This window comes from uncultured Duncaniella sp. (genome assembly GCF_910578445.1).
Lineage (GTDB): Bacteria > Bacteroidota > Bacteroidia > Bacteroidales > Muribaculaceae > Duncaniella.
This window is the reverse complement of the sequence record NZ_CAJTQC010000034.1, coordinates 15,701-29,311: the sequence shown is the minus strand read 5'-3', so window position 1 is coordinate 29,311 and position 13,611 is coordinate 15,701. Positions and strand designations below refer to the sequence as shown.

The following is a 13,611-nucleotide window of genomic DNA, read 5'->3' as shown; positions in this document are numbered from 1 at the left end:
CAAGAAAATCAGCCATTTAGTGCAAAACTAAATGGCTGATTGTTTTATTGGTGAAGAGTCTATTGCTTATATCGAACTCACGTTATTTTACAGTCACTCAGAACCAAGCGCTATATCAACGCTTGATTTTGAGGACTACGGGTGCGATGTTGTCAGAACTGATGCGCAGGAGATAGACAGCATTGTTCAGATGTTCAAGCGAAGTTTCTCCACCTCTTATCTTCAAGGCTTCGACCAGACGGCCGTCAAGACCATAGATTTCAAGGAGAGCGCCCTCGGCTTCATATCCTGTAAGAAGTTTATGCGAAGCCGAGTCATAGACAGCCTCTGTGGTGGCCATCACCTTGTCGATTCCGCTTGTCTGGAAGTCATTTGTAAGCACTTCGCCCATGAGAGAGTTGAGATATACTTCAAGCGCTGTATAACCCTCGGAATTCACACGATTGTTGTCGGCCACATTCGGGTCAAGATTATTTGCCTTTTCCCATTCGTCGGGCATGCCGTCGCCGTCACTGTCGACAGGAACGGTATAGTTCTTGTCATATTCAAAGAAACCTTCAGCATCATTTTCCGTGTCAATGATACCGTTGTTACCCTTCGAAGCCTTGCCTTCAGCAGCTTCGGCGGCCACACGTCTCTCCACAGCATCACGGTTGATTGTTCCGGCTTTCTCTACGACTGTCTTAAAGGCATCTTCGGCACTTTCGATATCATAGAGCATATACTCTTCGGGGACATACTGACCGAGCGGGCTGACGACACTGTATTTGTACCACGGAGTCTTTGTCACAATGCGCTCGTCGACACGGATATCCTCAAGCTTATAGGTCTCGGCAGCCATACCCTTCCAGTTGTCGGCATTTGCAGCGGCTATGCCCTCGGCAATGTTTCCGTTGACATACCACTTGGCAGGAGCCCACGAAGTAGCGCCTTTACGTGCATAGCTTGAATTCACGAACTCAACCCTATTCTTGTCAGATGCAGGGCCGGGCTTATAGTAGTTGTTCATGAAGTTACATTCATGAGCCGAGTTCAGACCGTTGTATGACGAAATATTGGCAGTGTTCTCTCCGCCGTAGCATCCGCCACGCTTGTTATAATTATAGTTGACATTGTTGATATATTCCATGAATACCACGAAGTCCTCGCCGCGCGCGCCGTTCAGACGGGCCGAACGCGAATTGTTGTGGGCAAGAAGATTGTGGTGATATGTGGCAGGCGAACCGCCCCACTGGCAACCATATCCGCGTGCACCCTTCGAGTGTCCCGCATCATAGAGGCCTTCATGAACCATAGTATATTGCACAGTCAGGAAGTGAGAGTCGGCAGTGTTCATGTTTTCTTCAACCGACCAGCCAAACGAGCAATGGTCAATGATGAAATTGGCACAGTTTTCAGCACCGAGGGCATTTACGGCATTGATACTGCCGGCAAGATTCTTCTGGCCGACGCGGAAACGAAGGTTACGTACGATAAAGTTCTGCGAACCGCCGAAATTGACCTTGTTGTGGGTGATGACAATACCTTCACCGGGAGCGGTCTGTCCGGCAAGAGTCCAGTTCTTGCGGTTGACACGCAAATCAGATGCAAGACGGATTTCTCCGCTGACCTCAAACACAATTGTAATCGGCTCATCCTTATATTGCTGGAACGCCCAGCGCAGAGTGCCCTCCGAGGTATCGTCGGCAAGGCTGGTCACCTTAACCACTTTACCGCCACGTCCACCGGTGGCATATTTGCCGAAACCTTCAGCTGTCGGGAACGCCAGAGGACGCTGCGACTTGGCTACCTTTACAGGATCAGTCGTCACTCCGTGACGCGAAACAGCAGCTACGCTATAGTCAGAGGCTGAATCGCCTTCGGGTAAATCAAAATTAGCGTCAGATGTAATCTTGACAAATTTGCCGTCGCGGTAAACGATATAACCGGCTGCCGCGCCGTCGCTCTCCCAAGAAAATGCCGAAGGAGTGACGACGAATTTTTCAGGAGCAGCCACACCGGCAAGAATAGCAGTGTGATCAAACGGAACTTTCGAAGCTTTCGAGAAAAGGAATTCGGGATTCATATATTTCTCAAACTCCTCGTCGTTGGCCTGACGGCTGAACGATGCACGGCCGTCGGTAGCGATGAGATTGCCCGACGCATCAGTGTTCTTATATTCATAGAGCGACGATGAATTTTCAGCGCCGTTCCAGTTCTTCCAGCCAAGAGTGTTGATATGAGAGCCGAGACGACATTTGATGAACATCGAACCGGATTTCTCCTTCCACGGGCGTCCGAGATAATAAGCTCCGGCTGCCACTCCGTCCTCGGCTGTGATATCGCAGTCGCGGAAGAAGAGACCGGCATAGAACTTGGCATCAGTAAGCTCGGGATATACCACACGGGAGAGCGAGAGCCAAGCGTCGGCCGGAGCTGTGATGTAACCGCCACCCTTCACGCAGACAATCTTGCAATTATCAAACCATTCAAGACCGCCGTCATATATGAAATCGGTAGCACCCGAAATTGTACAGCCTGTAAAATATCCTCGGCCACCGACGTTGGATTTATAAGTATCCTGATAGCCTGACAGGATGCAGTCTTTCAGTATGTGTGCGTCTGCACATATATAGAGAGCCTCTGCCTGTCCGACATTGCCGGATGTGTTGCGGATTGTCAGGTTTTCGGCATAAAATCTTGACGTGAACACGTTGAGAGCGGCGCAATCGGTGTATTTGTTACCACTGTTGGCCGACCCTCTGTCAACAGACGATGTGAGTATTGTCGACTCGGCATCCTCACCGATAAGCGAGATGAATTTATCGTGCTTCTGCTTTGTACCGCAATATATGTTCTCGTCATAGACTCCGGGAGCTATGTAGATGATTCCTCTGTTGCCGTCGGGCACAGCATCGATGGCAGCCTGAATGGTAGCATAATCGCCACTGCCGTCCTGATTGACATAAAGCAGAGTGATTTCCGCGTCATCGTCGGGAGCAGGGTCTGTAGTTCCGGGAGTGCTGCCGCCCTCGAACTTTGACAGGTCGGAAAGCTCACCTACGTCACCGACAGGATTGGCCTTTGCATAGGCGGCCTGCTCGGCAGTGATTTTGTCGCCGAAAATCTGAAGTTTATGCACGCGCGGAGCCTGACGCTGGGCAAGCGGGTTGATTGACTGCCAGTTAAGCGGGGCTATCTGCACCTGCGACTCGGTATTCATAAGACCGTCGCCGTCCCACACTCTCCAGCGGAGCGACACATCTTTCTTATCGATTACGTTCTCCATGAAGTAGCCTTGGTCCGAGAAGATTGTCCATCCGCTTTTATGCTTCTCAGAACCCATCCATACGAGAGGCTCCCAGTCACCGTCGCCGACTTTGATGTCACACTTTATGCCGCGGCCCCATGATGTCGAGGACCAAGACCACTGTATGCGCTCGACATAGGGGATATGGTCGATTTCCATCCATCCGTGTAGCGAGTTGATACGGTCGGTTGATGCGTTGCGACACATCTGTACGAACCCTGCTTCTCCTTTGACCGGCTTGCCTCCTTCCATGACGATATTATCCTCCAGATAGACCGTATGGCCCGGCTGTGTCCAATCGTTGTAAGTTGTGGCATTTGCAAACTCGTAATATTGACGTGCAAAAGCTGCGGTCGATGCCGCTGCGCCATTGCTCGAAGCTTTTGTGGCAAACGTGCAGTTATGGAAAAGCACCGGATATGCCACACCATCACTTCCAAGCACCGGTGTTGACAGGACGGCATTGACATAAACGCCGGAATCAAACTCCGGACAATTAATGGCAGTGCCGTTGTCTCCCCATGTGTTCGGCCATGAGGTGTCTGAAAAGTTAATGTCAATGATTTTAGGAAAAGTTGAAGCATTGCTCCACTTTTCGACGACGCATGCCGGATCATTCTCTCCAAGCTGCTGGCCGGACAATGGCAGAGAGAACCATCCGGCCGACATGAAAGTCGCCACTGCAAGATAGCGGTAGATTTGTTTCATAAGTATGATTTAAGTTAGTTAATTAGCTGCAAATATACTAATTATATTATTACATCAGTCATGCGCAATTAAAATTTAACGAACGTTTACCGAACAAAAGCGCAATAATTATGTTTAAAAATGTAATCACACACTATTTCCATACCACCAAACACGATTTACAATGAAAAAAATCTATTTATTACTTATGCTGTGCGTATTTTCATGTATGACATGGAGCTGTTCCGATGACGACGACAAGGACGATATCCGAATCCCGATAAAAGACCTGCCCTCCAGAGCACAGAGTTTCATCTCTGATTTCTTCGGCGAAGACGAAGTCATCAAGGTCACAAAGGAGACGTCGCCGGGCTCATCGTCCTACGATGTCCTGTTTGCCAGCGGTCTCGAAATTGATTTCGATGCCGACGGAAACTGGACCGATGTCGATGCCCCGCGTGGAAAAGTCCTTCCGGCCGGCATAGTGCCTCTTGAAATTGAAGAACAGCTACCCGACCTCACAACCACCACAGGAGTCAACGAGATTTCACGCGATATATATGGTTACGAACTCGAACTAATCAACGGGCAGGAACTCGCCTTCGACACGACCTACAAATTCCTCGGATTCCTCGACTAAGCACATAACATTACAATACATCTCATTTCCATTCGGTCAGCGTCTCATCCCCTCTGGATGAGGCGCTATTTTTTTTGCGTCTGCATTAAAAAATCACTGATTCTTGGCAAACACCTTAATTACCATGAGATAACAGACTAAAATCAGGCTCAAAGGTCCATATTATTCGATTAATCGCTGAAACCCATATATTGGAATATTGTTATCTGTATCCGAAGCGCGCACTTTAAGAATTATTAACTCATTATATTAGTATATTTTAACATTCGGGGGGGGTAATTTTTAGGTATTATTAATTTTTATTCGTTCCTTTGCAAAGTGCAAAACAAACAAATTGAAACCTACAACCCAAAAACAATAACTTTTTGCTACAAACAAACGCATAAAAACGACAATATACCGCTTTGCGAATGTCTGTTTCAATCAATAAATCATCATTAGGCCCCACATATAGTTTAATGTTTTTATGTTAATAAAAGTTTTATCGCAGTTTATATATGTTTAATTCCAATTAGTATGAAAAAGCTATTTTTCTTGCTGATGACACTCCTTGCCCTTACACTGAGCGCCAGCGCCCAGAACAGGACCGTAAAAGGAATTGTCATTTCAGGCGACGACGAAGAACCCGTCGTGGGAGCATCCGTCATGGTTGTGGGAACCCAATTGGGTGCAAACACCGACCTCGACGGCAAATTCGTCATCGCAAACGTGCCACAGAGTGCAAAATCACTTCGCGTAAGTTACGTGGGGATGACTTCACAGGAAGTACCCATCACCAAGGGTGAGATACGCATCGTCCTCGGTCTCAACTCCGAGATTCTCGACGAAGTCGTGGTCACCGCGCTCGGCATCTCCCGTTCGGAGAAATCTCTCGGCTACTCGGCAACACAGGTAAGCGCAAAGGAAATCGAGAGCGCACAGACCAACAATGTCATGCAGGCCCTTCAGGGAAAAGTGGCAGGCCTACAGATTCAGGAAACATCCAGCGCTCCGGGTGCTGCCCCCAACGTCAACATCCGTGGCCTCGGCTCTATCAACGGCAGCAACCAGCCTCTTTATGTGGTGGACGGAGTGCCCCTACAGAACGACAACTATGCCGCACAAGGCAACGCTGTGGCGACCGGAGGCGTGACAAATATTTCGCCCGATGATATAGCATCGCTTACAGTGCTCAAAGGCGCGGCGGCAACGTCGCTCTATGGTTCGCGCGCATCAAACGGCGTAATCATCATCACTACCAAAAGCGGAAACGCAGGCAACAACAAGAACTACTCCATCACCTACAGCGGAAATGTCGAGGCATCGCGTGTCGCTTTCCTCCCCGAAATGCAAAATAAATGGGGTCAGGGATGGAACGGCAACCAGACCTATATAGAAAACGGCTCGTGGGGTCCTGCACTCGACGGAAGCCGTCAGGTCTACGGCCCGATCTGGAACAACCAGCAGCTCATCCACACCTACAGCGCAAAGAAAAACAATGTCCGTGACTTCTTTGACACAGGCTGGTCTCAGAAACACAACATCGCGCTGAGCGGTGTCAGCAGGGACAAGGCGATGACCTATTACCTGTCATACGGATTCACCGGCACAGACGGCATGATTCCCACCGATCAGGATTCATACCGACGCAACACAATCGCTTTCAGGGGCACTTACCAGCCTGAAAAATGGATCAAGGTTTCAAGCTCGATGAACTTTGCCAACTACCGCACCCGCACTGTCGGAACATATCAGGGCACATCGGTTATCGACGGAGTCTTCGAGATGCCGCGTGACATCTCTATCGTCGACATGAAGAACCTCAACAGCCCCTTCAACACCCCGGAGGCTTACTTCACCCCCTATGGCATCACAAACCCCTACTGGGCTCTCGAAAACAACAAGTTCGAGACTTTAGGCAAGCAGATCTACGGTAAAATCCAGCTCGACGTAATGCCCGTCAATCATCTCACACTCACCTACCGCTTCGGCCTCGACTACTCCGACTACGACAACAAGATGGGCTTCCCGCAAATCGACCTTGACGATGCACTCATCAACGAAGACTACGGATATGCCCCAAGCAACATGAATCAGGCCGGATGGGTCTATGCCTACTATTTCCGTTCTCACGAACTCAACCATGACTTCCTCGCAAACTATAGCGACAAATTTCTCGACAACCGTCTCGATATCAACGTGACCGCAGGTCTCAACGTCAACGAACGTTACTATACATATATGCGCGGGCAATCCGACGACCTCGCAATCAATACTGGCTACTGGCAGCTCGGCAACGGTTCGACATGGACCACACTTGGCGAAGGCCAGAGAAAACGCCGCATGATTGGCCTGTTCGGATATCTGTCGTTAGGCTGGGACGATTTCCTGTTTCTTGACGTAACCGGTCGCAACGACTGGTCATCGACTCTCCCGATCAACAAGAACTCATTCTTCTATCCCGGTGTGACTCTCAGCGGAATTTTCACGCGCTTCATTGAGGACAAGAGTGTACTGTCGTTCGGAAAAGTCCGCATCGCTTACGGCAAGACAGGCAATGATGCCGATCCATATTACACCACGACTAACTATGCGCAGGCCTACACCAACGGTTACTACGGCAACTATATCATCAAATTCCCCTTCAATAGCGCCAACGCATTCATGGCCTCCAACACATCGGGTAGCAACACACTGCGCCCCGAAATGACATCGGAATTTGAAGTGGGCACAAACCTGAAGTTCTTCAACGGACGCATCGACTTCGACGCGACCTACTATAACCGCGTCACCGACGACCAGATTTTCACCCTTCCGATAGACCCGTCGACAGGCTTCAGCTATCAGGTGACCAATTTCGGCAAAGTACGTAACCGTGGTGTCGAACTCATGCTCAACACAATCCCGGTCCAGACACCCAACTTCCAGTGGGAACTCGGTTTCAATTTCTCAATGAACCGCAACAAAGTGCTCTCGATGCCCGAATCGCTTGAAGGCGGCAAAGTCAGCATCTACGATTTCTCGGCCGGCAATGACGCCGTATACATGTATGCCGAAGTAGGCAAGCCCCTCGGCACTTTCTACACCTACCTGCCACAATTCGTGACCGACAAATCAAGCCCCTATTACGGCAGCCCGATAGTCGATTCACACGGCCAGCCCGTACTTTCCGACGAAATCCAATATACAGGCTATACGATGAACCACAAATGGACAGGTGGCATAAGCACTGCGTTCACAGCCTATGGTGTCACCCTCAGCGCAGCGCTCGACATCCGCTACGGCGGCAAGATGTTCTCGCGCACAAAGAACCTCATGCAGTTCACAGGCAACGGTAAGGTCACCGAATACAACGAACGCCGTCCGTTCATCATCCCGAATTCAGTTGTGGCTAACGGCGACGGAAGCTACTCGGAAAATACCACTCCCATCTACATCGCCGACAGCAGTTTCCAGACCTATTTCAACGACTACGGCTGGGGCAACGGCGGCATGGCCTACCTCATCAACCGCTCATACGCCAAACTCCGCAACATATCGCTCAGCTGGAACATCCCGCGCAAATGGCTACAACACATCTATTTGCAGGACGTCGTGCTCACAGCCTACTGCAACAACGCCTTCATCTGGACCGCCAAGGACAACCGCTATGTAGACCCCGAGACAACCTCGGTCACATCCTACGGAGACCTTGCATACGGATTCGGAGAACTTTACAGCAATCCTTCGAACCGCACATTCGGTCTTAACCTCAAAGTTAACTTCTAAAAGAGAGCAGCACAATGAAAAAAATCATACTGACAAGCGCAGTGGCTTTCGCACTGACTCTGACATCGTGTGACGACTATCTCGACATAAACCAGAGTCCAAACTCACCGGCTGTCGAAAACCTGACGGCAAGCATGATCTATCCGGGAGCTGAAATGGCATTCGCCAATAGCTACGGAGACTATCTGCGCATCACAGGCGGATATTTCGCACAGCATTATTCCCAGATGTTCGGCACATCCAACTATATGGACTACAGCCAGTTCAAACAGAGTGCGGTCCGTTCAAGCTCCACCTACTCCAACCTCACCACACGCACTCTCCAAAACATGGAGACCGTCCGCATTCTCGCCGAAAAGAACAATGACTGGGGCTCTTATCTCGCAGCGACAGTCATCCGTGTGGCGACCTATCAGACTTTCGTCGACTGCTATGGTGAAATCCCCTACTCCGAAGCCCTCGACATGGGAACTCTCACCCCTCACTATGATGACGGCAAAGATGTCTACACCGGTATAGTAGCCGAACTTGACGCCGCTATTGCAAAAGTCAACGGCAGTGAGACTGTCTGCACCAATTTCCTGCTTCCCGGTGAAAAGTCTTCCGAATGGGTCAAGGTGGCCAACGCTCTTAAACTCAGGATACTGATGAGAATGAGCAACGCAACCGATGTAAGCTCACAGCTTTCTCAACTCGTGTCGGCCAACAATTTCCCGGCATCCGACGTGTGCTGGAAAGGCTGCTGGAGCAATTCAAGCGGACAGGCCAATCCTTTCTATCAGGAGGAATTTGCAACATATTTCGGCAGCACACAGCAGAACTGCATCCTCAACCTCGCGCTCTACATGACAATGGATGCGGCAGACGACCCGCGCCTTGCAGCTTTCTTCGACCCAAATATCGAGAAGAAAGAATACACCGGCGGTGTGTCAGGCACAAACTTCTCGGCAACCGCAAGCTACAAAGCAAACTACTGGTGTCGCCCGGCCATGACATATGATGCACCGGTCTACTTCATCACACGCTCTGAAATAGAATTTTTCCTCGCAGAGTATGAAGCACGCTACGGCTCTGCCTCATCGGCCGAAAGCCACTACAAGGCAGCCATCGAAGCCTCCTTTGCTTCGGCAGGAGTCAGCGATACACAATCTGTGCTGACAGCCTACCCGTGGGATGCCGCCAATTATAAAAAATGTATCGGCATACAGAAATGGGTTGCACTCAGTGGAACGAACAACTTCGAAGCATGGTGCGAGATGCGCCGCCTCGGCTATCCGGAGTTCGGAAATGTGACTGGAGCTCAGATCTACGATGTGCTCAACGATGCCTACAATCCTTCACTCCTCGTTCCCGGAACACTCTACACACCCATCATGTACAATGCGTCGCTCGGCGAAAACAAATTGCTCCAGCGCTGGCCCTATCCCGAAAGCTCCGCCAACCGCAACAGCAATACACCCGAATATAAAGGTGACGCCACTCCCGTTTTCTGGGCCAATTGATTAACCACAATTAAAAGTGAATACAATAATGAAAAAATATATTTCCTTATTCGCAGTATCCATCGCAATGGTGACTATGACATCTTGCGACAAGGATACAGAAGGGCTGACTGACATCACCTACTATCCGGTGGTCGAACTCCAAGGCCCGGCCTATGAAATTGTGACTGCCGGCCAGGCATACACCGATCCCGGCTCAACAGCCACTCTCGACGGCGAGGATGTAACCGACCGTATTACCGTCACAACAGACCTTGACTTCAGCAATCCGAAACCCGGTTATTATCCCATCACGTATAGCGTCACCAACGCCGACGGCTTCAGCGCAGGAGCCACACGCTACGTGCTTGTCGCCGCCCCCGACGAACCGGCATCGGGATTCTACACTGTCAGTGCCGACAGCTATCGTGACTACAACGGCATCACCTATTTCGGAGGCTATCCGCTCCGTGTCGTCGGTGACGGCAACGGCAACTATCAGATTTCCGACCTCCTCGGCGGATGGTATGAATATCGCTCAGGCTATGGACCGACCTACGCCCTAACCGGCAATGTGACCATCGGCTCTGACGGCAAAATCACCCTCGTCGACAGCTACCTCATCGGCTGGGGCGACTCGGCCAACAGTCTGACAGACGGAAAATTCGATGTGGCAACAGGAACAATTACATGGAATGTAAGCTACACGGACTATCCCTTCAATTTCATCGTGAACGCTACCAAGAACCAATAACAAAAATCACCTTTGAATCATGATAAAGACTTTAAAATATTTGTTTTTGACACTTGCTGTGGTCGCACTTACCTCATGCGATAAAGAGGATGTGGGCGAAACCGCAACTGTCAGTCTCGCCGGTGAATGGATGGTCACAGTGGATCTTGTCGATGCTTCAGGCAATGTCGTAATGGAAGACCCCTACGGTATGGGCTATGTGCAGGTTATCACATACAATACCGCTGCAAACATCCCGACTGAAATGTGGATAAGTGACCTCGGCAACTTCTGGAATTTCACGGCCAAAGTTCCTTGCGACGCAGCATCACAGACATTCGGAAGCAGCTCACCGCTGACAAACGAAGCCTACGAATCGAATCTTACAGTCACCGACGGTAAGGTCACATTCGGAGGAACTCTCTCGCCGAGCGGTGCGAAAGCCGATGCCATTGAATTCTATATAACATTCAGCGATGATGATCCCGGAATGAAATATCTGATGAAAGGCTATCGCCGCACCGGCCTCAACGGTGGAGCAGAGTAATATTGAAAATAAAGTTACTTTAAAATTCAGGCACAAACATTTAAAATCATAACGTAGTATTACATAATTAGAAACAGCATCTTTTTATGTGTATCAAGGGAATCTCCGGGCGTGATGCCTACGAGATTCCCTATTTATATTTTATTGCTGTCCGATTAAACGTTTCAAGTCATCAATAACGCACTGATGTTCAATTGATTGTGCGCGAATCATTATCATGTGACTTACCTGCGTATGGTATTTTATTGGTAATCAGATGTTTATACACGTTTATCTGATACTGATATTAATTTTACAGCGACGAAAGCTGATCTTGCCTGAATGGTAAAGCGATGTCCTGAAGGACATCATTTTGTTTAAACATATCTTTCCCCCGCACATCTACGCTTTGTTACGATGTACGGGGCTATGAGTAATATAATGTCCTGCCGGACATTCTTCGCTTGACACTCGTGCCTGATGTGGTTTCTTGGCTTCCAAAAACAATAAACAAAGACGGCTATCAGCTTTCGTCAAGCATGATAGCCGTCTTCGGTAGATTTTTAATTTAGTCCTTTCGACTTATTTTGCAGCGTCCTGAGCACGTTCAAGATACTTTTTGAGATCTACACCGATTTCAGAACCATAGGTGGGATAGTCCTTGATAATCTGTTCGTAGACAGTAGCCTCAGCCTTGAAATCTTTCTGTTCGCGGAGCACTGTCGCCTCTTTCATAAGGAAAGCAGGAGTGTAGTGGGGATTATTGTCGGAAATCTTGACAGCCTGCTTGAAGCAGTCGATTGCCTGAGGATATTGCTTGAGATTCACGTAGCAGTCACCTTCAAGAGATTTTGCAGAAGCACCGATCACTGACTCTGAAGCTGAATAGTTCTTGAGATAGCTGATGGCTTCTTCATACTTGCCTTCCTTATAGAGAAGGATAGCGGCGTTGAGGTTTGCAAGATTGCCGGCATCATAACCGTGGTCGGCTGCAACCTGCTGATATTTGGCGAGTGCCACTGAATCGTTGCCCATGAGAAGCTCGACATCGGCCTGACCGAGAGCATTGTTGGCGGCGTTCTGACCCGGCTGGCGGATTGCATAGACATAAATAAGTATGACAGCCACAACTGCAGCGACTGCTATGCAGCCCCAGACTATTACTTTTGGATTGCTCTGGACTTTTTCACCGATACCGGTAAGAGTGTCATTTACCTCATCAATCGAGGTGCGGGGTTCTTCTACGGGCTTGTTATTTGCCATTTTTATGTGATTAGTTTGATTTATTTAACTTAAAAATATGCTAAAATGCGGATTTAAAAGCGGTTATCCACTTCCAATGTGCAAAATTAGGGAATATTCTCCAATAAATGAAATTTATATGAGGGAATTTTAATCACATCACCCCACGTCAGTGTCGAATAAAGGGTGTAGAAGGTGAAATATCCCTTACAGCAATCATCGCCGGCTGACAAGTGAAACTCCTCCTGAAGACGCTCAAAACCGACACCGTGAAAATATAATTGGAAATATGGTGACTGTTGCGTATCTTTGGAGTCATGGAAAAAATTGTTATTCTCGACGGCTATGTGGCCAACAGCGGAGACCTCTCATGGGAGGCTCTCGAAAATTTCGGAGAAGTGACTGTCTATGACCGCACTGCCCCGGCCGAAGTGGTGGAGCGAGCCAAGGGCGCGACTGCCATATACACCAACAAAGTTGTGATTACCGATGAAATCATGGAGGCGCTGCCTACGCTGAAATTCATCGGGGTTCTTGCCACGGGCTACAATAACGTGGACATCGATGCGGCACACCGTCGCGGAATCACCGTATGCAACGTGCCGGCCTACTCAACCGACTCAGTGGCTCAGCTCGTATTCGCCCATCTGCTGCACATCCTAAACACGATAGGCGACTATGCCGAATCGGTCAACAAAGGCGAATGGGCCGACAATAAGGATTTCAGTTACCGCCTCACTCCATTCAACGAACTTGCAGGCATGACAATGGGCATAATCGGGATGGGAAACATCGGCAGACGTGTGGCCGCTATCGCGCAGGCTTTCGGCATGAATGTCATTACCAATTCAAAGCGCGAACTCCCCGAAGGTGTGAAGCGGGTAGACCTCGACACACTGTTCGGCCAAAGCGATGTAATCTCGCTCAACTCCGCCCTGACCCCTGCGACAAAAGGACTGGTAAACCGTGAGGCAATTGCTAAAATGAAGCCGACGGCCATCCTCATCAACACCTCCCGAGGTCCGCTCGTTGACGAAGAAGCACTCGCCACTGCTCTGCGCGAAGGACGAATCGCCGCAGCCGGAATCGACGTACTCTGCGAAGAACCGCCGCGTCATGGCTCTCCGCTCATCGGATGTCCACGATGCTATGTCACACCCCACATCGCATGGCAGTCGACTCAAGCAAGAAAAAGACTCATCGACATCTCGATCGAGAACCTAAAGTCGGCAATTGAGAACAATCCTCAAAATTTAGTATGATATA

Annotated in this window: 8 protein-coding genes; 6 read left to right on the top strand and 2 right to left on the bottom strand. The window is 49.4% G+C overall.

All coding sequences use genetic code 11. The features are described 5' to 3' along the window. Positions 1-115: 115 nt before the first annotated feature. Positions 116-3,997, bottom strand: a complete 3,882-nt coding sequence (locus tag QZ311_RS11265; protein ID WP_297067993.1) for a pectinesterase family protein — start codon at positions 3,995-3,997, stop codon at positions 116-118. 187 nt (positions 3,998-4,184) lie between these two features. On the opposite strand from QZ311_RS11265, the gene QZ311_RS11260 reads away from it, so the two are divergent. The 5 genes from QZ311_RS11260 (at position 4,185) to QZ311_RS11240 (ending at position 11,124) form a co-directional block, all read left to right on the top strand. Then, the gene (locus tag QZ311_RS11260; RefSeq protein ID WP_297067990.1) at positions 4,185-4,616 is read left to right on the top strand and encodes a PepSY-like domain-containing protein; all 432 of its coding nucleotides are present in this window, start codon (positions 4,185-4,187) and stop codon (positions 4,614-4,616) included. 516 nt (positions 4,617-5,132) lie between these two features. Next, positions 5,133-8,363, top strand: a complete 3,231-nt coding sequence (locus tag QZ311_RS11255) for a SusC/RagA family TonB-linked outer membrane protein (protein WP_297067987.1) — start codon at positions 5,133-5,135, stop codon at positions 8,361-8,363. Positions 8,364-8,377: 14 nt separating this feature from the next. Continuing rightward, positions 8,378-9,865, top strand: a complete 1,488-nt coding sequence (locus tag QZ311_RS11250) for a SusD/RagB family nutrient-binding outer membrane lipoprotein (protein WP_297067984.1) — start codon at positions 8,378-8,380, stop codon at positions 9,863-9,865. Positions 9,866-9,893: 28 nt separating this feature from the next. After that, positions 9,894-10,598, top strand: coding sequence for a BT_2262 family domain-containing protein (locus QZ311_RS11245; protein WP_297067981.1), 705 nt, complete (start codon positions 9,894-9,896; stop codon positions 10,596-10,598). Positions 10,599-10,617: 19 nt separating this feature from the next. Beyond that, positions 10,618-11,124 (top strand): lipid-binding protein, encoded by a 507-nt coding sequence (locus tag QZ311_RS11240; RefSeq protein ID WP_297067978.1) that lies wholly within the window; start codon positions 10,618-10,620, stop codon positions 11,122-11,124. 561 nt (positions 11,125-11,685) lie between these two features. Here QZ311_RS11240 and QZ311_RS11235 read toward each other — a convergent pair. Continuing rightward, positions 11,686-12,366, bottom strand: a complete 681-nt coding sequence (locus tag QZ311_RS11235; RefSeq protein ID WP_297067975.1) for a tetratricopeptide repeat protein — start codon at positions 12,364-12,366, stop codon at positions 11,686-11,688. 296 nt (positions 12,367-12,662) lie between these two features. Here QZ311_RS11235 and QZ311_RS11230 point away from each other — a divergent pair, with 296 nt between their 5' ends. Then, positions 12,663-13,607, top strand: a complete 945-nt coding sequence (locus tag QZ311_RS11230; RefSeq protein WP_297067971.1) for a D-2-hydroxyacid dehydrogenase — start codon at positions 12,663-12,665, stop codon at positions 13,605-13,607. The last annotated feature ends 4 nt before the right edge of the window (positions 13,608-13,611 follow it).